Below are 21,684 nucleotides of genomic sequence, written 5' to 3'. Positions count from 1 at the left end.
GTGGCAGTGAAGGCTCCGGTGGGAATAAAGGCGCCTCTGCAAACCGCGTACCGAGGCATTCCAGTGGGTGGAAGGAACTTTTGAAGCACCTGAAGTCGCAGGAATCGCTGCGGGTGCTGGATATTGGACCAACGTCTTCGACCAATATCAATTACATTACGAGCCTCGGCCACAGCATCTACATGGCGAATCTTGTGGAAGAGGCTCTGAAGCCGGAGTGGATGGTTGCGGGTGAGGACGGAGAGACGAAGTTCGATGTAGGAAGCTTTCTGGAATCGAACCTGAACTTTTCCGGACGCAAGTTCGATGTGGTCATCCTATGGGACACAGCCGATTATTTGCCGGAGTCCCTGGTTGAGCCTGTGCTATCGAGACTGCATGAGGTGATGGAGCCCGGCGGTCTGATGCTGGCGTTCTTTCATGCCACGGCAGATCCTGCGGCTAGCTTTTGCCGATACCACCTCACGGACACTGAGATGGTGGAGATTCAGAAGGCGGGGAGTTATCCGGTGGTGCAGATCTATAGCAACCGCAAGGTGGAGACTTTGCTGAAGGACTATAGCGCGTACCGGTTTTTTCTGGCGAAGGATAATCTGCGCGAGGTGATTGTGACGCGTTAGTGTCACGGTGCTTTCCGGTAAGTCGAATGTAGCAATAAATAGAGCGCGGCGATGGCCGCGCTCTATTTATTGCTACAGGATGTGTTAGCTCTTGGCTGCCTGCTTACGCCTGTCTGCCCAGCGCTTTTTCATGGCGTCTGCGATGCGCTTGCGGCCTTCCGGCGTGAGCTTTCTCTTGCCCTTAGGCTTGGCGGCTGCGGCCTTGACGGTAGCTGCCTTCGTGCTTCCCTTGGGACGGCCGCGGCCGATGCGAACGGGCGCATCCGCTCCCGCAAGGAGTGCACGGGCTTGCTGCAGTTTGAGAATCTGAGCATCAATCTCAGCGAGAATGCGACTAACTTCCACGAAGAGCCTCCTGGAACTTCAACCTAGAACATATGAAATTGTTGTTAGGAGATCTTACAGCAAGTTACTCGGAGAGTAAGATCTCTCACATTGACCATACAGAAGTCAGATAGAACCTGCAAATCACGGCAGAGAATGGGTTAGGCTTTTGAAGCCGTACTAACTTCTTTGGACTGGCTAACTTCTGGCCGGGGGCGGATTGCATAGCCAGGTCCAGATTCGTCCATCTCTTCGCGATAGGTGCTGCCTAACTTGCGTCGATGGTTCGTCTGTTCGATGCACTGCTTCAGGCCCTGCAGCGTGGCTTGCTTGTCACGGGAAAATTCGTTGGCCATGCGTGTGAGTGCATAGGTGACGATATCGCTGTGATGCAGGTTGCGCATCTCGGGCTGGCGGCGGAGATTGAGCCAGAGGCGATGTACTAACTGAACCTCATCGGGCTGGATCGTGGGAGCGTGCGGACCGATGTGGAAGCTGAGGGATTCACCGTCTGGCTTGATGACGTAGAAGGTGAACTGACGCTTGGGTTCGGCGAGAGCCTCCCATGCCTGGCCGACGTGGTAAGCCTGCTCTTCAGCGGTGAGTTTGCTGGAAAGGCCGGAGATGACGGCTGCGGCGTCGAGGGAGTTTGCGGTCTGCACCAGTGCGGCGAAGATATCGCCCGCGGGGACGACGAGCAGGGAAATGTGCTTGCCGAAGCTCTCTGCGACAGACACCGCCTTGGTAAAGAGCATTTGCTCGTGCTCGCTGAAGAGCTGTTCGGAGGCGTCGACGTACTCGGGACCTCCGGCGCCCATCATGCGCGCGGCGAGGACGACGATGTCCTGCTCTTCGGCGTTGGTGTGGGTGAGGGCCCACTTGAGCGCGAAGGGAGACGCGGAGTCGCGCATCGTGACGATGACGGAGCCGGGCCGGATCTCAAGAGCGGAGCAGCCGACGGTGTCCTGGTGCTCGAGCTGGAAGTGCTCGCGCATCTGGCGGGTGGCGAGATCGTGGCGCTTTTTGTTGTTGCGTTCTGAGAGCGAGAAGATGATGAAGAACGCGGCGGCGAAGATGATGCCGCTGACCGTGGCCACAGATTTGGTGAAGAGATTGACGATAGCCGTGGTGAGCAGAACAAGGAAGACGGAGAAGAGGCCGAAGGGAATCTCTACCTTACCGAGACGAAGGTTCAACGGAACCTTGGAGCCGCGTTCGCCCTTGTACTTCCAGCGCAGTACGAGCATGGCGAGGGCGTTGAAGGTGAAGCTCCAGATAACGCCGAAGGCATAGGCCTCGCCGATGACGACGACGTTGCCGTGTGTCATCAGGATGACCAGCAGCTGCATTCCCGCGACGAGGTTCACGATGCGGTAGCTGGTGCCGTACTTTTTCTGCGGCTTGCGAAACCAGTCGGTGAGCACGCCGTCTTCGGCGATGCGCATGAGGACGCCGGTGGAGCCGACGATGGCGGTGTTGACCGCTCCGCCGAGGATGAGGAAACCGACGACGACGACGAAGCCGCGGAAGATAAGCTTCAGCACATCGGGGCCGACCATGTACATGGCCATGCCGGCGATGAGATTGTCACGATAGACGTGAACGCGGACGTCGTCGGGGATGATCATCACGGCGAGCAAAGAGCAAAGGCCGGTGAAGAAGAAGCTGTAGGTCGCGATGACGAGAGCGGCGCGCTTGAGGTTCTTGAGCTTGGGGTGCTCGATCTCGCGATTGACCTGGGCGAGCGACTCTTCGCCGCTCATGGCGAGGACGGAGTGGCCAAAGGCCATCAGAACGCCGAAGAGGCCGAGCGAGGTGGCAAAGTGGGTGCCCTTCAGGAAGCCGAGTGCGTCGGCGCTGAAGTGAAGATTGGAGGGGAGGGGCAGCGGGGGCAGCTGCGCTCCGCGATGAACGACGGTATAGGTTCCCCAGCCCAGAAGGATGACCACCATGACGGTGGTGATCTTCATGATGTCGAGGGCGCGCTGGCTGGACTCCTCGATGCCCTTGATGTTTTGCCACCAGAAATAAATGGTGATGATGACGGCGATGCCAGCCGAGGAGAAGTCGGGCCTCATATAGGGGATGGTCACCCAATGGAAGTAATGCGCTCCGTAGGCGAAGAGATCGTTCAGCATGCCAACGATGTATTGGCCGGCTGAGACGCCGGAGATGGGGCCGGTGAGAACGTAATCGAACATCAGCGCCGAGACGCTGATCTTGGCGAAGGTGCCGCCGAGGGCTTCCTTGACGATGCGGTAGACTCCGCCGCGGGTGTACATCGAACAGCTTTCGACGTACACGGCACGCACGGCGTAGGCAAAAAAGACGACGCCGAGGATGAGCCAGGGGGCGGATTTGCCGACGGCCTCTTCCGCGAGACCGCCCGCATAGAATGCGGAAGAGCCTAAGTCATTGAGAACAATCGCCGCTGCACGCCAGAAAGAAATAAACGTGAGCATCACCGAGGACGCCACCACCAGGCGCACGCGGTTGGATTGTGGGAGAGCGACAGTTTGCTTTTCAGAAGCCATTATTATGCGGACGCCGTTGCAGCCTTTGCGTCCATAAACCACCCATCCATCAGCTATCTAGTTTAAGAGGGCCGCATCGCAGCGTCAATGATCTCTTTTGCGGGAGGAAGCCGCAGCGGGAGATTATTCCGCCTCGTCGTCGCTGGTAAAGATCTCGCTCAGGTCGCGGATGACCGTAAAGATCACGACCAGAAGAGAGCCGATCATCCCGGCGAAGAAGAGCGGAACGAGGATCGCGGACAGAAGGCGGACGAGGGCATCCATACGTGTCCTATTGTAAGCCGCTTGAAATGCGGATGCTAGACTTCATCTGCGATGCGAGTTCTACCAGCGCGATTATGGGCTGCGGCGGTTCTTTCGGGGATACTGCAGGTCCTGCCATTTCCGATCGCGGGACCGGTTCCGGTCTGGCGGACAGGGTTTTGCTGGGTAGCGACGCTGCCGCTGTTGTGGGCGTTGACGCGCACCGATAGCAACGGAAAAGAGCTTACCGCGGGAGCGTGCGCCGCGCTTGGATATGCCTCGGGCATTGTCTGGTACCTGGGAAACTGTTACTGGATCTACCAGACGATGTATCTCTACGGCGGTCTGGCAAAGCCGATCGCGGTGATGATCCTGGTGCTCTTCTGCCTGTACTTAGGGCTTTATCATGCGCTGTTCGGCTGGCTGATCGGTCTGGCGCGCCGCAGGTTCGGGGTGCAGGGTGCGCTGCTGCTGAGTCCGTTCGTCTGGGTGGCGGTGGAGCTGGCTCGGGCTCGGATCACCGGACTGCCGTGGGACCTGCTGGGGATTACGCAGGTGGATAATCCTCTGCTGATTCGCCTGGCTCCGTTTACGGGAGCTTATGGCATTTCGTTTGTGATCGCCGCAGTGAATGCGTTGTGGCTGGTGCGGATCAGGATTCGCGAGCGCCGGTATACGAGGGTGACGCTGACGGTGGCGGGGGTGGCACTGGTCGTGTTCTACATGCTGGGGTTGCGACGTATCCAGACGCCGGGACGTTCGGCTGCGACGGCAACGGCAACGCTGGTGCAGGAGAATCTCGAGGTGGGCGCGGCGGCGACGGGGCCAGAGAACTCGGAGCAGGAGCTGCTGGAGTCGTTCTCGTACCTGAGCCGGTATCCAGGAGAGCGGATGTACCTGGGGATTCCGGAGATGCCGCATACGCCGGCGGTGCGGTTTTTAGATAGAGGCGAGCCGCGCGATGTGGATCTGATCGTTTGGCCGGAGTCGCCCGCACCGTTTGAGGAGAAGGACTCTGGGTTTCAGGCTGCGCTGGCCAGGCTGGCTCAGGAGGCGAAGGCTCCGGTGATCGTCGGAAATATCGGCATGGACCGTGATCCCGGGACGAAGCGCGGATTTCAGTTGTACAACTCCGCCTCGTTCGTGACCCCGCAGGGAGAGTTCGCCGGCCGTTACGACAAGATGCACCTGGTGCCATTCGGGGAGTATGTGCCGTTCAAGGATCTCTTCTTCTTTGCGCAGAATCTTCTGCATGAGGCCGGGACCTTTGATGCGGGGAGGCATCGGGTGGTGTTTGCGGTGAACGGCCACAAGTACGGCACGTTTATCTGCTACGAATCGATCTTTGGAGATGAGATCCGCCAGTTTGTGAAGTCTGGTGCGGATGTGCTGGTGAATATCTCGAACGATGGATGGTACGGAGACACGAGCGCGCCGTGGCAGCACCTGAATATGGTGCGCATGCGTGCCATTGAAAATCACCGCTGGGTTCTGCGCGCAACGAATACCGGGGTGACGGCTTCGATCAACCCGTACGGCCGCGTAGTGGAGGCGGCGCAGCGGCATATCCGGACGAGCATACGGGTGGGGTTTGGCTATGAGCACGACGTGACGTTCTATGCGGCGCACGGTGATCTGTTTGCGTATCTCTGCGCGTTGGTAACGGCAGCCGCTGCCTGGACGGGGCTGCGCAGGCGCTTTGCCGTAAACTAATGGCTATGCTGAGTGACCTGGAATACACGTACTCCCCGGTGCGCGAAAAGATTCGCGATCTGCGGGAGTATCTTTGACGCGCCCCGCCTTCGTCGTGAACTAGCCGTTATCGAAGAGAAGACCTCCGATCCTTCCGTGTGGGCCGATCCCGCGCGTTCGCAGCCGCTGATGCGCGATCGTAAGCGGGTGGAGAACCTGCTGGCGGATGACACGGAGCTGGCGCGACGGACCGATGATATCGAGGCCTACTTCGAGCTTGCCCGCGAGGGCGAGGATACGGAGGCCGAGCTGGCGCGGGAGATTCCGGCGCTGGTGGATTTTGCCGAGAAGCTGGAGTCGAAGACGATGCTGTCGGAGGAGAGCGATCCTCTGAACGCGGTTGTCGTCGTGCATCCTGGCGCGGGTGGTACGGAGTCGCAGGACTGGGCAGAGATGCTGATGCGCATGTACGTGCGCTGGGGCGAGCGACAGAGCTTCAAGGTGGAGATCAACGAAATTCAGGATGGGGATGAGGCCGGGATCAAGTCGGCGACGTTCACCATCTCGGGCGAGTTTGCCTATGGCCTGCTGTCGGGTGAGACCGGCGTGCACCGGCTGGTGCGCATCTCGCCGTTCGATTCGGCCAAGCGGCGTCATACGAGCTTCGCTTCGGTGTATGTGTCGCCGGAGATCGACGATACCATCGTGATCGACATCAAGCCGGAGGATCTCCGGATCGATACGTACCGCTCGGGTGGTAAGGGCGGTCAGCATGTGAATACGACGGACTCTGCGGTGCGTATTACGCATCTTCCGACCGGACTGGTGGCGGGCTGCCAGAACGAGCGGTCGCAGCACAAAAACAAAGAGAAGGCGATGAAGCTGCTGCGTTCGCGCCTCTACGAATATGAGCTGGAGAAGAAGAAGGCTGTCAGTAAGAAGCTGGAAGACTCGAAGCTCGACATCAAGTTCGGTTCGCAGATTCGCAGCTACGTGATGCAGCCTTACCGGATGGTGAAGGACCTGCGCACGCGGGTGGAGATCGGCGACGTGGATCGCGTGCTGGATGGCGACCTGGAGCCGTTTATCCGTGGCTACCTGCGGGCTCGCCGTGAGGGTGGTATTCCAGCGGCCGAGGCGGCGGACGACGAGTTGTAGAGATAACTGCCATTGGCTACGAGCTTGCAGTAAGGCATACTCGTAGCCACTATGGCGGGTTCGTCTTCGTTGCAGGCAAAACCGGACTATGGCATCGATGCGCCAGCGGTGCTTCGCAATCTTTTCCTGTTCGGCGGTCTATGCCTCGTCCTGGGTTTGTCATTACCGAGGACTCTTCATATGGGGCCGGTGCTTTTTGTTCCACGGCCGATGTTTCTATGGACCTCGTTCTTTTTGCTGGCCGAGGGGCTGCTCTATCTCCTGTATGTGAAGTGGGGTAAGTTCAGGCATCGCGACCGGATGCTGGCGCTTCACTCCTGGACGGGCGCGGAGCAGGTTCTGGACGTGGGATGTGGACGCGGTCTTCTGCTGGCTGGGGCGGCAAAGAAGATCCGGGATCTGAAGGGCAGCGGTCATGCCTTTGGCATCGATATCTGGTCGAGCGTCGATATGGGCGCCAACTCCGAGGCGGCGACGTTGCGCAATCTTGAGATTGAGGGCGTCAGGCAGCTGTGCAGCCTTGAAAGCGTAGCGGCTCAGGAGATGTCGTTTGCCGATGAGAGCTTCGATGTCATCGTGTCGAACCTATGCCTGCACAACATCTATGATCGGCCGACGAGAGAGCTGGCGCTGCGAAACCTTGTGCGGGTGCTGAAGCCGGGAGGTGTCGCGCTGATCTCGGACTATAAGAAAACGGGCGAGTATGCCAAAGCTTTTGAGGGCATGGGGCTTGCTGTCTCGAAGGAGCGCGGAGGCTTCTTTTCGACCTTTCCTCCGCTCACGATTGTTGTAGCGCGAAAGCCGTTGTGACCAGAGGTGGGCGTCGAGCATCCAAAGGCTGAGCGGTATGGAGGTGTTGATGTCGGAAGCAAAGGGTTTGCCGGAGTTGCAGAAGGAGCTGCTGGCGCTGTTGCGGGGCGGACAGGCTCATGCCAGCTTCGAGGATGCAGTAAAGGACTTTCCGAAGGAGAAGCGGGGAGTGGTGCCGGAGGGGCTGCCCTATTCGGCCTGGCAGATTGTCGAACATATTCGCATTACGCAGCGGGACATCCTGGACTTCAGCTCGCCGCCGACAGGTGGATATCAGCCGATGGAGTGGCCGAAGGGGTATTGGCCGGAGACGGCGGTACCAGCATCGGCGCACGCCTGGGACGCTTCGGTCGATGCCATCGAAAAAGACAGGAAGACATTTGAAGCCTTGATTACGAAGCCGGGAGTCGATCTGTACAAGCCGTTTCGTTGGGGCGAAGGACAGAACCTGCTGCGCGAGGCGATGTTGATTGCGGATCACACCTCGTATCACACGGGCGAACTGATCGTGTTGCGGCGTTTGCTGGGAATCTGGCATAAGTAATCTGGCGCAGGTGCAAGTCTGACGCGGTGCAAGTAAGGACGAGTGCGATGAATGAAGCTTCGGTGGTGCGCGCCATGCTGGGAAGGCCTCCCGAGGAGCCACGCACGATTGCGGTGATTGGGCTTTCGGAAAACCCGGATAAGCCGAGTCATTATGTGCCGGCCTATATGCAGGAGTACGGATACCGCATATTGCCGGTGAATCCTTCGATCGAAAGCGTGCTGGGCGAAAAGGCCTATGCTTCGCTGTCGGAGCTGCCAGTGAAGCCGGATGTGGTGAACGTGTTTCGTCTGCCGAAGTTTATTCCGGCGATCGTCGAGGAGATGGTGGCGTTGGGGCTGAAGAATATCTGGGTGCAGCAGGGAATTGTGCACCAGGAGGCGGCGGCTCGAGCCGAGGCGGCCGGGATCGGCGTGGTGATGGATCGCTGCATCATGGTGGAGCACCGGATGATCCTCGGATCGATGCGGGTTTGAGCGATGCCTGTCCGAGCCCTACAATTAATGTTTATGAAGATTAGCCGTCACGTTACCGCGCTTTTGGGGTTGGTGTGTGTCCTTTTTGCATGTGCTCCTGCGCGGGCGCAGATTCAGCCGGTGGGCGATGGTGGCCCGGGTCCGGTGAAGGCGCAGCACATGACGGTCGAGATGGTCTCTCTCGCGCCATCGATTGCTCCGGGCGGCACGCTCGAAGTGGGACTGGTGATCACGCTCGAAGAGAAGTGGCACGTTTACTGGATCAACGCCGGCGATTCGGGCGAGCCACCGAAGATTACATGGGGACTGCCGAAGGGTGTTACGGCAGGGCCGATGCGCTTTCCCATTCCGTCGCGGCTGCCGCTTGGACCGTTGATGGACTTCGGCTATGAAGATGAAGTTGCGTTTCCGGTACAGCTCAGCGCGGCCAAGGATCTAAAGACGGGCCCGGTCCATCTGGATGCGAAGGTGAGCTGGCTGGTCTGCCGCGAGGTCTGCATTCCGGGCAAGGCGAACCTGGGGCTGAACCTGACGGTCGATGCGCAGGCGCCGACTGCTCCTGCGCGCGTTGGCGCGCTGGGAGAGGCACTGGGGCTTCTGCCGCAGAAACCCGGGCCGGAGACGAAGGTCACGGTTCATGGCGGACAGAAAGAATTTGTACTGGATCTGATCACCGGCCAATCGACGGACGATGCCGAGTTCTATCCCTTTGACGAAGAGCAGATCGCGAATGCAGCGGATCAGGATGTCGACGCGCTGCCGAACGGTGTCCGGATCAGGATTCCGCGGGCGCCGGAGCTGACCAAGCTTCCTGCAACGCTGCATGGCGTTGTGAAGCTGGACGACGAGCATGCCTTCGATGTGACGGCTCCGGTCATTCCGGGTGAAGTGGCGCGATCGGGCAGTCCCGCGGCCAAGGGCGGAGGGCAGCAACTGACGGCGGTTGCTGCGATTGGGCTTGCGTTTGTCGGCGGCATCATTCTGAACCTGATGCCGTGTGTCTTTCCGGTGCTTTTCCTGAAGGGGCTGTCACTGGTGCAGTCGTCGAATGAGGAGCGCGGGCGCATTCGACAGCATGGGCTGGTCTACGCGCTGGGCATCCTGGTCTCGTTCTGGGCGATTGTGGCGGCGTTGTTGATTGTGCGTGCGGGCGGCAGCGAGGCGGGATGGGGCTTCCAGCTGCAGTCTCCGACGTTCCTGACGATTCTGGCGTCGGGAATCTTCCTGTTTGCTCTCTCGCTGGCGGGATTGTTTGATATTGGTCTGTCGCTGACGAGCGTTGGTGGCGAACTGGCGCAGAAGCAGGGTTATGCTGGCAGCTTCTTTACCGGAGTGCTGGCTACCGTGGTGGCGACGCCTTGCACGGCTCCGTTCATGGGCGCGGCGATCGGTTTTGCGATCTCGCAGCCGGCGTGGATTACGTTTGCGGTCTTCACGGCTCTTGCGGCAGGACTTGCAGCACCCTACCTGTTACTGAGCTTCCAGCCTTCGTGGACGAAGCTGCTGCCGAAGCCCGGGGCTTGGATGGAGATCTTCAAGCAGGTTACGGCGGTGATCTTCTTCGCGACGGTGATCTGGCTGGCCTACGTCTACGGAAGCCTCTTCCCGACCGGTGGAGTCTATCGCATGGCGCTGCTGTTGACCTGCTTCCTGCTGCTTACGGTGGCGGGCTGGGTTTTGGGCAGATGGCCGGCGCGGTGGTCGAGTTCAATTGCTGCACTGCTCATCGGTGCGGTGGCGCTGTCGGTGCCGCTGTATCAGCCGAAGGACACGACGCTGGTGTGGCAGCCTTACACGCAGCAGGCGCTTGACCAGGCGCGAGCGGCGGGGCATCCCGTGTTTATCGACTTCACGGCGGCATGGTGCCTGAGCTGCCAGGTGAATGAGCGCGTGGTGTTGAAGTCGTCGGATGTTCAGAAGGAGTTTCGCGATAAGAACGTGACGCTGTTGCGCGCCGACTGGACGCAGTACGATGCCGAGATCACCAAGCAGCTTGCTTCGGTAGGACGCAGCGGAGTGCCGACATATGTGATCTATCCGATGGGAAGCAAGCCGGCGGATGTGCTGCCGGAGTTGCTTACCAAGGCTGTTGTGTTAACTGCGTTGAAGAAGGATACGCAATGACCGACGATCAAAAGGCTGTCCGGGACGTGATCGACGCATGGCTGATTGCGTCGAAGGCAGGCGATCTGGATAGCATCCTGTCGCTGATGACGGATGATGCGTTGTTCTTTACCCGGAATGGGTTGATGACGCGGCAGGACTTTGCAGCATCGTTCCGCGGCATGGCCGGGAAGGTAGAGATTGACGGAACTCCTGATGTTCAGGAGGTTACGGTTGAGGGTGATCTGGCGGTCTGCTGGAACAAGCTCGAGATCAGAATCAAGCCGCCGGGTGCGAGTGAGATGCTGCACGCAGGGAACGTGTTGACGGTCTTTCGTCGCGGTGAGGATGGCCGCTGGCGGCTGTGGCGCGACGCTAATCTGCTGGCTCCGGCGTAGGCCACGGCGAGCATTGCGGCGTCTGAAGGATTGAGCGCACAATAGCAGCGTGGAGGTGCCGTGCCATGATTCCTCGCCACTCTCTTTCCATCGCATTCCTGTTCGCAGCCATCCCGTTGCTGGCCTTGACGCCTGGGACGCAGGCACCGGACTTCAAGGGAACAGACTCTAACGGGGTCGCTCACACGTTATCGCAGTACCGCGGTAAGTATGTTGTTCTCGAGTGGGCGAACAAGGGCTGCCCATTCGATCAAAAACACTATCTGAGCGGCAACATGGAGGCTCTGCAGAAGGAGTGGACCTCCAAGGGCGTTGTGTGGCTCTCAGTGTTGTCGTCAGGGCCGGGCGAGCAGGGAAATATGACTCCTGCGGAGGAGAACCAGTACCTGAAGCAGATGAAGGCTTCTCCGACGGCGGCGCTGCTGGATGGCGATGGTGCGATCGGTCATCTTTATCAAGCGAAGACGACGCCGCACATCTTTGTTATAGACCCGAAGGGACAGCTGATCTACCAGGGTGCGATCGATGACAGGCCGACGACCGATCAGGCAGATATCAAGGGCGCCAACAACTATCTGAACGATGCTTTGAATGCTGCGATGGCGGGTAGGCCGGTGGCGACACAGAGCACGCGGCCGTATGGTTGTTCTGTGAAGTACAAAGATTGAGACGTACAGAACCGGCTCTGCGAAAGATAAGACCTAGCGGCCGCGCTTTTCGGCTTTGATACGCGCAATCTCTTCCATGCGTTGCGCGAGAAGTTTCTCGCGTCCTTCTCCGGCCGGCTGGTAGTAGCGGCGTCCCTTGAGTGAGGGCGGCAGGCACTCCATGTCAGCGATGCGGCCTTCAACGTCGTGCGCATACTGATAGCCCTTCCCGTAGTCGAGCTCCTTCATCAGTTTGGTGGGTGCGTTGCGCAGATGCAGCGGAACGGGCTCGGCGGCAGTGGCCTGGATATCGCCGCGTACGGTGTTGTAGGCGCTGTAGACAGCGTTGGACTTTGGTGCGAGCGCAAGGTAAACGACGGCCTGTGCGAGGGCAAGTTCGCCTTCGGGATGACCGAGGAAGTGCATGGCGTCTTTTGCGGAGAGACAAAGATTGAGGGCTTCGGGGGCGGCGAGGCCGATGTCTTCGATGGCCATGCGCACGACGCGGCGGGCGACGTACATGGGATCTTCGCCGGCCTCGAGCATGCGGCCCAGCCAGTAGAGCGCAGCGTCGGCGTCAGAGTTGCGAACGCTCTTGTGAAGCGCGGAGATGATGTCGTAGTGCTGCTCGCCCTGCTTGTCGTAGAGCAACACGCGCTGCTGCAATGCCTCGGCCGCGATCTCCTTGGTCAGCACGGTCTCTTTGCGTCCACGCGTGAGACGGGAGGCTGCATCGAGAGCGTTGAGGGAGTGACGGGCGTCGCCGCTGGAGTACGAGGCGATCAGCGCGAGGGCTTCGGGATTGGCGGATAAACCGAGGGTGCCGAGGCCGCGTTCCTTGTCTTCGAGAGCACGCTCGAGGAGAGCGACGATCTGCTCCTCGGTGAGCGCGCGCAGCGTGTAGACGCGGGAGCGTGAGAGGAGCGCGGCGATGATTTCGAAGGAGGGGTTCTCGGTCGTCGCGCCGATCAGACGGATGGTGCCGCGTTCGACGTAAGGAAGGAAGGCGTCCTGCTGTGCTTTGTTGAAGCGGTGAATCTCGTCGATGAAGAGGATGGTGCGCGAGCCGAGGTGAGAGGCCTTCTCGGCGTCGGCCATCACCTGCTTGATCTCCTTGATGCCGCTGAGCACGGCGGAGAACTCGATGAAGCTGGACTGGGTGCGGTGCGCGATGATCTTGGCGAGCGTGGTCTTTCCGGTTCCCGGAGGTCCCCAGAAGATCATGGAGGTGGCGTCGTCGTTTTCGATGGCGATGCGAAGAGGCTTGCCGGGGCCGAGGAGATGCTCCTGGCCCATGTACTCCTCGAGCGTGCGAGGGCGCATTTTCTCAGCGAGAGGCGCTTGCCTGTCCGGTACTGATGAGGCGATGGGAGTTGCGTCGAAGAGGCTCATCGTGTTGCCCCTGTGGGACGCCGCTGCTGCGGGTTGGGAATGCGTTGGGTCTTCTTCACTGTCGTATGGATCGAGAGGCTGCGTTGCCTTGATGCCTCGTAGAGAAGCAGGGAACCGGCGATGGCGGCGTTGAGGCTTTCGACGGGGCCAGGACAGGGGATGGTGATACGGGCCGTCGCCATGCGCAGCCATGTCTCCGAGAGGCCGCTTCCTTCGTTACCGATCATGATCGCGGAAGCAGGGCGCATGTCGGAGTCCTGTGCGGGGAGCACGCCGGCATCCTGCGCTCCGACGGCGGCGAAGAGGCGGATGCCGCGGCGTGGGAGAGCGGCGATCTCATCTTCGTCGCAGGCGATGACGGGAAGACGAAAGACGCTGCCGACGCTGGAACGTATCGCCTTCTGATTCCATGGGCTGACCGTGCCGGGGGTGGTGATGATGCCGGAGGCACCGAAGGCTTCGGCGGAGCGGACGAGTGTGCCCAGGTTGCCGGGGTCCTGAAGGCCTGCGGCGATGAGCAGGAGAGGTGCGTTGTTCTGGAAGAGATCGTCGATCGACTGCAGGGGCGGCTGGATGAGCGCGGCGATGCCCTGTGGGGACTGGGTCTCGACGGCGCTGCGGAAGACGTCGTCGCTCAGGCGGATGATGTCGACGCAGGAGGGAATGCCTGCGGGAAGAGGGCGTTGTGGCGTGAGATAGAGCGTTTGCGGAACGATGCCGCTGCGCAGGGCCTCCTCGAGCAGGTGTTCGCCTTCGATGGCAATCAATCCCTCGCTGAGACGGGGATTTGCGGTGAAGGCTGCTCGCAGCTGTTTGACGCGTTGATTGGAGCGGCTCGAGATGATCTCGGAGGATACAGCCATCTGATGATTTTACGATGGTCCGCATTGTGCGTTTTGAGCGCTCCACGGCAGTGTGCTATGTTCCGAGATGGCCGGACACGGCACAGGAGTGTTGGAAACGTTGACTGCCGAAACCCTCCGCATTCATCCCGATGAGCCAGAACCAGGGCTTGTCTCCCAGGTTGCCGATCGACTTCAGAGCGGTCACGTAGTTGCCCTGCCTACGGACACGTTTTACGGACTTGCCGTCGATCCTGTGAATCTGCATGCCGTGGACCGTATCTACGAGATCAAATCGCGCGCTCGGCATAAGCCGCTATCGTTGCTGATCGGCGAAGTTGCGCAGGCGTATGAGCTTGCACGCGGATTGGATACCGCATTCGATCGGCTGGCGGAGCGATTCTGGCCGGGGCCGCTGACGCTGGTGGTGAAGGCAGGATCGAAGTTGCCGCTGCGGGTTACGGCCAATACCGGTAACGTGGCTCTGCGTGTGCCGGAGGCCGCGATTCCGCGTGCCGTGGTGAAGGCATTTGGACTGCCGATTACGGCGACGTCGGCGAATCTGTCGGGGATGCCGGAGTGCACTTATGCCAATGGCGTGCGGGACCAGTTGGGCGACAAGATTCCGCTGATCGTCGATGGCGGTCCGACGGCTCGTTCGGTCGCTACAACAATTGTCGACCTTTCGGGCGGCGGCAACTCCTGGATGATCCTGCGTGAAGGGGCGATCCCGACACATGAGATCGCATTGACGTTGCAGCGCTGACCGTTTTGTCACATCGACTCATCATCGTGTGGACGATACCGTACACTCAAGACGCACACTGACATGACCGTTTCGGATAAAAAACTGCGCGGTAGCCAACCGTCTGCGGCGCTCGTTATTGCTCGCAGCCTGATCCTGGCGCTGGTCCTGGTGGGGATTGGCTGGAGTATGTATGTCGCACAGCAGATCTCTGCGGTTGCGGACCAGGATGAGGCGCAGAAGGCGGATGCGATTGCCGTCTTTGGCGCCGCGGAGTATGCGGGACGTCCCTCGCCAACGCTACACTTTCGCCTGGATCATGCGGTGGATCTCTACCGGATGCAGATTGCACCGATCGTTATTACGCTGGGTGGCGGTGCGGATAAAGACCGGGGCAATACGGAAGGGGCCGTGGGACGGGATTATCTGCTGGCGCATGGCATCCCGTTCGGCAATATCATCGCGGAGACAAACTCTTTCGATACGGAACAGCAGGTTCATCGGCTTGCCGCGATCGCGCGCGAGTACAACCTGCACCATATTGTGGTGGTTTCGGACGGGACGCATCTGTTCCGGATTCGAGAGATGTGCCGGGATGTGAATCTGGATGTCTATACTTCACCGCGGGCGACGGTGGGGCACCTCGGATGGTTTGAGTCAGCCAAGCGCTATCTGCATGAGATTGCGAGCTACACGGCGTGGAAGCTTCATCTGGACGTTGGGCTTCCTCGGCGATGGATTACCGGGGAAGACGACTTTTAGCTCAACGCGACGGCAATGAGAGCGGCAGCGACGGTTGACAGGAAGTTGACGAGATCATTTCCCAGCCAGCCTTTTCGCTCAACGGTCGCGCCGAGCAGACTGTCGAAGAAGAGCCCCAACCACGCGGCCAGGCAGATGATGATCCGCTGATGCCAGGTGGTATGACCGATGGTGCTGAGGGCTGCTACAACGATGGCGGCGAGGATGCCTGCCATTGTGCCGCGGATAGTGATGCCCCCATCGGTGCCGGGCGGAACGGTTTGCCAGGTGGTGATCATGCGGACGGGGCCTCCCAGCGCCTGGCCGATCTCAGAGGAGTTGGTATCGGCAGCGGCTTCGGCGAGGGCCGCGATGCAGCCGACAGGGCTACCCGCAGCGGCGAAGAGGGCTGCTGCACCGAGGTTGGCGACGATCTGCGAGGCCTGCCGTCCCCGGCGTCCCTCGGCCAGGCCTCGAGCCTCTTTGCGGGAGCGACCGAACCTGGTCGCGGCGAAAGAGAGCAGGAACAGGACGATCAAGGCGATGAGTCCCGCATATGAGGTTTGCGGCGCCCCAGTTGCAGCAGCGGGCCTGGGTTCAATGAGAACAAAGCAAATAAGGGTTCCCGCGGCGATACCCCCCGGCGTGGCGGCCCGAAGGCTCCAGACGATAGCGCCGAAGACAACGCTGATGGCTGCGGGGATAGCAAAAAACCAGAGATCGTGGCCGTTCCGGAGAGTGATTGCCATACGCCACAGGGCACAGAGGCCGAGCAGCAGGCAGACGAGCGCGGTCAGAGCCGCGGACTGCGCCCGGTCACGGCTCGGCGGGATACATTTCTTTCCCGCCCCGGAGTTCCTGTGGATGTCTAATCTTGTGCTCACTGTGATTTACAATCTGACATAGCATAGCCAACACCAGTTGCACGGCGGGAGCAGTTTTGCGTTTAGCAAGAATCGAAGCAGAGAGAACTATCGAAGGCCGTTCAGAACGGCGTTCCATGCGGTCCAGAATGGGTATGAAAGCCAAGGCTGCAGCTGCAGCCGGCGTTCTGGCTGCGCTTGTGGCGGCAGCAGGCTGCGGCAACACGTATCGCCCAGTAGTGACGGCCATCAATCCCGTAGGACCGGCCTCGCAGCCGCAGCGGTTTGCGCTTGCCATCTCCGATCCTGGCGGCGGACTTCCCGGTATTGTGACGATCGTCGATTTTTCCGGTGATACGGTGCTGATTACGGCAAATGTTGGCGTTGCTCCGTACTTTTTCTGGCTGAATGCAACGGGCACTACAGGCTATACGTTGAACGGCGACGCAACCATGACGAGTTTCGATGTCTCGACTAGCCTGCAGACGAGAGACATGGTGGAGACGACGCTGTTGAATGGCGCTGCACCGAACAGCATCTTCGCGGATACGGCGTCGACCTACCTGACAGAGGCTGGTCGAGGCGCAGTCGCCCAGTTGACAGGAGCTCCTCCGGCGCTGAAGCAGGAACTGCCGATTACGACGGGATATACCCCTGTCTATATCGCCGGATACGCGGGCGCGGCGCGGCAGTATGTCATCAATCAGAATGCGAGTGGTGGAAATGGCTTGGCCTCGTCGATCGATACGACGAGCAGCACGATCTCCGGTACGGTGCCTCTCGGCAATACCCCTGTTTATGGCGTGATGACCTCGGATGGAAAGAGAGTCTTCATCATGAACAAGGCAGATGGCACCGTTTCTGTCATCAATGCCCAGGCGAATGCACTGGATGCGGTTCCGTCTCCGGCCGTCAATCCGATTCCTGTTGGAACAGCGCCGATCTGGGCTGACCTTGCAACGACGAAGAACGAGTTGGTGGTGCTGAACTCAGGTGACGGCGTCAACAAGGGGTCGGCGAGCATCATCAACATCCCGCTCTGCTCGACGGCTGCACTGCCGGGCAATGCGAATTGCGATGCGACCAACCCGATTGATGCGACTGGCTTCGGCCAGGTGCTGGCGACGGTGCCTGTGGGTGTGAATCCGCAGATGGTGGCAGTGTTGCAGGACGGCTCGCGCGCCTATGTGGTGAACAAGGCGGACAGCACGGTCTCGGTGGTGAATCTGACGTCCAATACCGTCACAGCGACGATTCCGGTGCCGAACACAATCCATCCGAACTTCATCGCGGCGATCAACGGCACGCCAACCGGAAAGATCTATGTGACCTCACCGGAGTCGACGAACATGACGATTATTCGTACAGATACGGATATTGTGGAGACGACGATTCCGCTGCAGGGATACGGCGTTCAGGTTCGCGCGCAGCTTCCGTAAACAACTCGATCAAAGATTAGAACAGAGGCTCTCAGTCAGTTACCTGCCATCACGATGGGCATGGTAGGTGTCTGGGAGCCTCCGTCGTCTTCGAGGGTGATTCCAAAGGCCTTGGCCTGAATGCCCTTGGGAAGCGGCGGCAGAATCACGCTGGCGTTTCCGCGCGGGTCGGGATGGAAGGTGCCGGCAGGGATAGGATCGCGTCCATCGGCGGGGATCAGCCAAAGCTCGTAGGTCTTGTAGGTTTCGACCGGCTCGAGGCTGCTGCCCAGGAAGATAAGGGCTCCCTTTGAGGTGACGTAGATCACTCGTCCCTGCGGGCCGGATGAGACGGGAGCACCCATGGAGGGGGTGAGGGTGACCTGACGGGCAGTGGGGTCGGTGATGGTCTCGAGGAGCTGGCGAGCACCCTCGGAGTCGGCGCGGAGGCGATTGATGATGTTGGTCTGATCGGCGATTCGTAACTTCTGGCTCTCGCGCTGGTGATAGAGATTGCCAGCTGTGATCGCAATGCCAGCGGCTGCGATCCATCCCAGCCAGGAAGCGATGCGCGGGAGCAGCCTGGTGACGGTCGCGTCTTCGTCCGTCTTTGGGAGCTTGTCCTCGTCAAGATAACGTGCGCTCCCCAGGCTTGCTGAGCGGGAGTGCAATCGTCCTCCCACCGCCGGCGGCGGTGGTGCGGTGACAGGACGAGGTGCCCGCTCGGAGCGCTCGTATCGTACTGGCTGCTCGGGAGGGGCGGACACGTCCTTCGGGGTGGGTTCCAGCTGCTCGATGGGGGCAAGTTTCTTTTCGCGAGCCACCTGATTCAGCAGGCGGTCGCGCACCTGGGACGGAGGGGAATGGGGTTCGACGATGGAGGCGAAAGAGGCAAGATCGCCCTGCAGCTGGGCGAGCTCCTGACGGCAGTAGCTGCAGCCGGAGACGTGCATCGTCATGGACGCCGATTCGGCGGAAGGCAGCAGCTGCAAGGCGAACAGTGCGAGATCGGCTTGATCGTAATGGGCGAGGGAACTCATGCGAGAAAGGCCTTTCTCAGCGCATGGAGTGTGCCGGTGATCCTGGCGCTTACGATGGCGGGAGAGTCGCTGGTCATCTCGCTGATCTCTGCATGCGTCAGGCCGTCGAAGAACGCCATGTCGAGTGTCTTTCGCTGATCGGCGCCGAGCTGGAGCAGGGCCGTGGCTGCCTGATTCGCCATCAGCTGTCGCTCCGATTCGACGCTGAGATCATATTGACCGGCGAGTGCAATGTCGCTGATCGCTTCTACCGGCTTCTTACGCCGGATGGCATCGATGGAGCGGTTACGTGTGAGGAGGGTCAGCCACGCTCCAAGGCTTCCGCGAATGGCAACGAACTGTTCCGGCGTACGCCAGATCTGGAGGAAGACAGCTTCCAGAATCTCTTCGGCGGAGGTGGGATCGCGGAGGACGCGGAGTGCGGTGGAATAAACAATCTTTGCGTAGCGATCGTAGAGAGAGGCCATGGCGTGCTCGTCACCGCGTCGTATGAGCGCGAGGAGGTCGGCGTCATCGTTCGATGTGGAACGGGATGCATGATTCGCTGGTCCCAACTCTCTGTACATCAATCAATTCCTGAGGTTCTGCTGAATTTTTCGATTAAGTCTTGTCCTAGCAACTCTAACGCATGAGGCCAGACAATGTACCTTAACCAATGAACGACCTCTGTGTCGGATATCGATTGAGTTTGCATGAAGATACGTCTGGACAAATTACTGGTGGACCAAGGGCATGCCGCATCGCGGGAGAGGGCGCAGGCCCTCATCCTTGCAGGACGCGTGCTGGTGAACGAACAGAAGGTGGAGAAGCCTGGAGCCGCCGTTACGGAAGACGCAGCCATTCGTATGCTGGGAGAAGACCTGAAGTATGTCAGCCGGGGCGGCCTGAAGCTGGAGAAGGCGCTGCAGCACTGGAAGATTGATCTGACGGGTGTTCCTGCAGTGGATGTCGGCGCTTCCACGGGGGGCTTCACGGATTGTATGCTGCAGGCCGGGGCAGTCTCGGTGTTGGCTGTAGATACCGGCTACGGGCAGATTGCGCAGAAGCTGCGCAGCGATGCACGCGTCACGCTGCTTGAGCGCACGAATGCGCGCTTGCTGGAACCGGGTAGCCTGCGCTCACCTGAGAAGGCTGCGCCTGTCTTTCTGGCGATGGATGTGTCGTTTATCTCGGCGACGCTGGTGCTGCCTGCCGTGATCGCGGCGTTGGCGGTCGAGGGGGAGAGATGGAGCGGAACGGCGGTAGTGCTGATTAAGCCCCAGTTTGAGGCCGGAAGGCACAATGTGGGCAAAGGTGGAATCGTGCGGGAAGAGTCTGCACGCCAGCAGGCGATTGAACGCGTTACGGAGTGTGCGCGAGAGCTGGGAGCTGCCGATCTCGAGGTGATTGACTCGCCGATCAAAGGGATGGAGGGCAATCATGAATATCTCCTGCGTGCTGTATTCGATGGAGCGAGCGATGAGAGCCCGGAGCCGGTAAACTAACAGAAATGTACAAGGCCGCAATTATCTCCAAGCCGCAGAAGCCTGAGCTTGCTTCGATTCTGAGCGAGCTGATGGACTGGCTAACCAGTCATGGCTATGAGGCGTTTCTCGACCCGCATAGTGCGGCTTACGTCGGCGCGAAGGTGTCGGTACAGCGCAGTGAACTGCCGAAGCATCATCCCAACCTGGTGATCGTGCTTGGCGGCGATGGAACGCTGCTGGCCGCGGCGCGGGCGTTCGCTCACTTCCCGACGCCGATCCTGGGTGTGAATCTGGGTTCGCTGGGCTTTCTGACCGAGGTACCGCTGGCGGAGCTGTATCTGGCTCTTGAGGCATGGTGCGATAACTGCGCGAGCATCGAGACGCGCGACATGATGCATATCGAGCTGCGCCGGTCTGCAAAGATCGTCAAGCACTGGGACGCGCTCAACGACATTGTGGTCTCAAAGGGCGCTATTGCACGTATGGCGGATTTTTCGGTGGAGATCGACCAGCAGTTTGTCGGGTCGATGCGAGCGGATGGCATTATTGTCTCGACGCCGACAGGATCGACTGCCTACAACCTTGCAGCGAATGGGCCGATCGTGATGCCTTCGGTGAGTGCCATGACGGTGACGCCGATCTGTCCTCATCTGCTGACGATCCGGCCGATTGTGGTGCCGGGGGATGCGACCATCACCATTCACATTGAGGGCGTGCCGAACCTGACCTACCTGACCGTAGATGGGCAGGAGGCGATCGAACTGGAGCTGGGAGACGAGATCGTCTGTTGCCGTTCGGAGCACAGCGTTCGCCTGTTGCGGCCGCGGCGCAATGGTCTCTTCAGCGTGTTGCGGAGCAAGCTGAGCTGGGGCGAACGCTAACGGATCGGGACGATCGCTCCGCCGACGGGATGGCAGAAGACCTTGCCGTGGCTGAGCGCGATACGGCGCTGGGCGAGAGAGGCCATCTCGGGGTCGTGCGTCACCATCACGATGGTGTGTCCCTGTGCGTGCAGGTCCTTGAGCAACCCCGCGACAATCTTCTGATTGGCTTCGTCGAGGTTGCCGGTTGGCTCATCGGCGAGGAGAATCGGCGGGTTGTTGATGAGAGCGCGGGCCACGCAGACGCGCTGTTGTTCGCCGCCTGAAAGCTCGCTGGGGAGATGATCGGCGCGGTTGCCGAGGCCGACGCGCTCAAGCGCAGCGCGGGCTTCCTTCTCGTCGGTCATCGAGTGGAAGTACTGCGCCAGCATGACATTTTCCAGCGCCGACAGGTAGGGGATCAGATGAAACTGCTGGAAGATGAAGCCGATCTTGTCGGCGCGAAAGCGGTCGAGATCGGTCGCCGACATGGAAGCGACGTCGACGCCGTCAATCATCAGGGCGCCCTGCGTGGGACGGTCGAGACAGCCGATCATGTTGACCAGAGTGCTCTTGCCGGAGCCCGAGGGACCGGTGATGGCGACCCATTCGCCGGCGACGATGGAGAAGGAGGCAGCGTTGAGTGCGCAGACCTTGCCAGCATGACCGGAGTAGTCTCGCGTGACCTCCTTGAGGGAGATCACGGCGCAATCGGGTCGCGTGAGATCGTTGGGATTTATCATCGCGAGGTTCTCTTTTACCATCATG

The 21,684-nt window shown here is 60.0% G+C and carries 23 protein-coding genes; 14 read left to right on the top strand and 9 right to left on the bottom strand.

Annotated features, from left to right (window positions below):
- Positions 1-80: 80 nt before the first annotated feature.
- Entirely contained in the window at positions 81-620 is a 540-nt protein-coding gene (locus tag PW789_RS02475) for a methyltransferase domain-containing protein (protein ID WP_299370867.1), read from the top strand.
- An 84-nt stretch (positions 621-704) separates the two neighbouring features.
- Here PW789_RS02475 and PW789_RS02470 read toward each other — a convergent pair whose 3' ends face one another.
- The 3 genes from PW789_RS02470 to PW789_RS02460 form a co-directional block, all read right to left on the bottom strand.
- Positions 705-965, bottom strand: coding sequence for a hypothetical protein (locus tag PW789_RS02470; RefSeq protein WP_299370866.1), 261 nt, complete (start codon positions 963-965; stop codon positions 705-707).
- 140 nt (positions 966-1,105) lie between these two features.
- Positions 1,106-3,478, bottom strand: a complete 2,373-nt coding sequence (locus PW789_RS02465; RefSeq protein WP_299370865.1) for an APC family permease — start codon at positions 3,476-3,478, stop codon at positions 1,106-1,108.
- A gap of 123 nt (positions 3,479-3,601) precedes the next feature.
- A complete protein-coding gene (locus PW789_RS02460; protein ID WP_299370864.1) occupies positions 3,602-3,742 on the bottom strand; it encodes a hypothetical protein in 141 nt (46 codons plus the stop codon).
- A 51-nt stretch (positions 3,743-3,793) separates the two neighbouring features.
- On the opposite strand from PW789_RS02460, the gene lnt reads away from it, so the two are divergent.
- From lnt to PW789_RS02420, 8 genes are all read left to right on the top strand, one after another.
- A complete protein-coding gene (gene lnt / locus PW789_RS02455; protein ID WP_299370862.1) occupies positions 3,794-5,434 on the top strand; it encodes an apolipoprotein N-acyltransferase in 1,641 nt (546 codons plus the stop codon).
- 5 nt (positions 5,435-5,439) lie between these two features.
- Positions 5,440-6,571, top strand: a protein-coding gene (gene prfB / locus PW789_RS02450) for a peptide chain release factor 2 (RefSeq protein ID WP_299371614.1) whose coding sequence is annotated in 2 segments (ribosomal slippage) — positions 5,440-5,508 and positions 5,510-6,571 — 1,131 coding nt in all. Because the reading frame shifts where the segments join, the coding sequence is not laid out codon by codon here.
- A gap of 180 nt (positions 6,572-6,751) precedes the next feature.
- Positions 6,752-7,381, top strand: a complete 630-nt coding sequence (locus PW789_RS02445) for a class I SAM-dependent methyltransferase (protein WP_299370860.1) — start codon at positions 6,752-6,754, stop codon at positions 7,379-7,381.
- A gap of 49 nt (positions 7,382-7,430) precedes the next feature.
- A complete protein-coding gene (locus PW789_RS02440; RefSeq protein ID WP_299370858.1) occupies positions 7,431-7,925 on the top strand; it encodes a DinB family protein in 495 nt (164 codons plus the stop codon).
- Positions 7,926-7,972: 47 nt separating this feature from the next.
- Positions 7,973-8,401 carry a CoA-binding protein gene (locus PW789_RS02435; protein ID WP_299370856.1) on the top strand — a complete coding sequence of 143 codons (429 nt, stop codon included), beginning with the start codon at positions 7,973-7,975 and terminating at the stop codon, positions 8,399-8,401.
- Between the two features lie 33 nt (positions 8,402-8,434).
- Positions 8,435-10,525, top strand: a complete 2,091-nt coding sequence (locus PW789_RS02430; protein ID WP_299370855.1) for a thioredoxin family protein — start codon at positions 8,435-8,437, stop codon at positions 10,523-10,525.
- Entirely contained in the window at positions 10,522-10,902 is a 381-nt protein-coding gene (locus tag PW789_RS02425) for an SgcJ/EcaC family oxidoreductase (RefSeq protein ID WP_299370853.1), read from the top strand. Before PW789_RS02430 ends, PW789_RS02425 begins: the two co-directional genes overlap by 4 nt.
- A gap of 65 nt (positions 10,903-10,967) precedes the next feature.
- Positions 10,968-11,570: a redoxin domain-containing protein gene (locus PW789_RS02420; protein WP_299370851.1), complete on the top strand. Its 603-nt coding sequence runs from the start codon at positions 10,968-10,970 to the stop codon at positions 11,568-11,570.
- Positions 11,571-11,603: 33 nt separating this feature from the next.
- Here PW789_RS02420 and PW789_RS02415 read toward each other — a convergent pair whose 3' ends face one another.
- Together PW789_RS02415 and PW789_RS02410 are read right to left on the bottom strand one after the other, a co-directional pair.
- Positions 11,604-12,941 carry a replication-associated recombination protein A gene (locus PW789_RS02415; protein WP_299370849.1) on the bottom strand — a complete coding sequence of 446 codons (1,338 nt, stop codon included), beginning with the start codon at positions 12,939-12,941 and terminating at the stop codon, positions 11,604-11,606.
- Positions 12,938-13,804 (bottom strand): RNA methyltransferase, encoded by an 867-nt coding sequence (locus tag PW789_RS02410; RefSeq protein WP_299370847.1) that lies wholly within the window; start codon positions 13,802-13,804, stop codon positions 12,938-12,940. Before PW789_RS02410 ends, PW789_RS02415 begins: the two co-directional genes overlap by 4 nt.
- A 100-nt stretch (positions 13,805-13,904) precedes the next feature.
- Here PW789_RS02410 and PW789_RS02405 point away from each other — a divergent pair, with 100 nt between their 5' ends.
- The gene (locus tag PW789_RS02405; RefSeq protein ID WP_299371611.1) at positions 13,905-14,549 is read left to right on the top strand and encodes an L-threonylcarbamoyladenylate synthase; all 645 of its coding nucleotides are present in this window, start codon (positions 13,905-13,907) and stop codon (positions 14,547-14,549) included.
- Between the two features lie 63 nt (positions 14,550-14,612).
- The gene (locus tag PW789_RS02400) at positions 14,613-15,290 is read left to right on the top strand and encodes a YdcF family protein (RefSeq protein ID WP_299370844.1); all 678 of its coding nucleotides are present in this window, start codon (positions 14,613-14,615) and stop codon (positions 15,288-15,290) included.
- Here PW789_RS02400 and PW789_RS02395 read toward each other — a convergent pair.
- Entirely contained in the window at positions 15,287-16,018 is a 732-nt protein-coding gene (locus PW789_RS02395; protein ID WP_299370842.1) for a DUF92 domain-containing protein, read from the bottom strand. The two genes, PW789_RS02400 and PW789_RS02395, sit on opposite strands and share 4 nt — an antisense overlap.
- Before the next feature lie 269 nt (positions 16,019-16,287).
- Here PW789_RS02395 and PW789_RS02390 point away from each other — a divergent pair, with 269 nt between their 5' ends.
- On the top strand, positions 16,288-17,571 hold the full coding sequence (locus tag PW789_RS02390; protein ID WP_299370840.1) for a YncE family protein: 1,284 nt from the start codon (positions 16,288-16,290) through the stop codon (positions 17,569-17,571).
- A gap of 35 nt (positions 17,572-17,606) precedes the next feature.
- Here the strand turns inward: PW789_RS02390 and PW789_RS02385 are convergent, their stop codons facing one another.
- Complete coding sequence (locus PW789_RS02385; protein ID WP_299370838.1) at positions 17,607-18,590, bottom strand: anti-sigma factor; 984 nt, start codon at positions 18,588-18,590, stop codon at positions 17,607-17,609.
- Complete coding sequence (locus PW789_RS02380) at positions 18,587-19,156, bottom strand: sigma-70 family RNA polymerase sigma factor (RefSeq protein WP_299370836.1); 570 nt, start codon at positions 19,154-19,156, stop codon at positions 18,587-18,589. The genes PW789_RS02385 and PW789_RS02380 overlap by 4 nt, the downstream gene beginning before the upstream one ends.
- 126 nt (positions 19,157-19,282) lie before the next feature.
- On the opposite strand from PW789_RS02380, the gene PW789_RS02375 reads away from it, so the two are divergent.
- Together PW789_RS02375 and PW789_RS02370 are read left to right on the top strand one after the other, a co-directional pair.
- Positions 19,283-20,074, top strand: a complete 792-nt coding sequence (locus tag PW789_RS02375) for a TlyA family RNA methyltransferase (protein ID WP_299370834.1) — start codon at positions 19,283-19,285, stop codon at positions 20,072-20,074.
- 5 nt (positions 20,075-20,079) lie between these two features.
- On the top strand, positions 20,080-20,937 hold the full coding sequence (locus PW789_RS02370; protein WP_299370832.1) for an NAD(+)/NADH kinase: 858 nt from the start codon (positions 20,080-20,082) through the stop codon (positions 20,935-20,937).
- Here the strand turns inward: PW789_RS02370 and PW789_RS02365 are convergent.
- Complete coding sequence (locus PW789_RS02365) at positions 20,934-21,683, bottom strand: ABC transporter ATP-binding protein (RefSeq protein WP_299370830.1); 750 nt, start codon at positions 21,681-21,683, stop codon at positions 20,934-20,936. The two genes, PW789_RS02370 and PW789_RS02365, sit on opposite strands and share 4 nt — an antisense overlap.
- Between the last annotated feature and the right edge of the window lies 1 nt (position 21,684).

The sequence above is a fragment of the Edaphobacter sp. genome (assembly GCF_028283685.1).
Classification (GTDB): domain Bacteria; phylum Acidobacteriota; class Terriglobia; order Terriglobales; family Acidobacteriaceae; genus Edaphobacter.
Note: the sequence above shows the minus strand (reverse complement) of the source record. Positions and strands in the feature narration are given on the sequence as shown.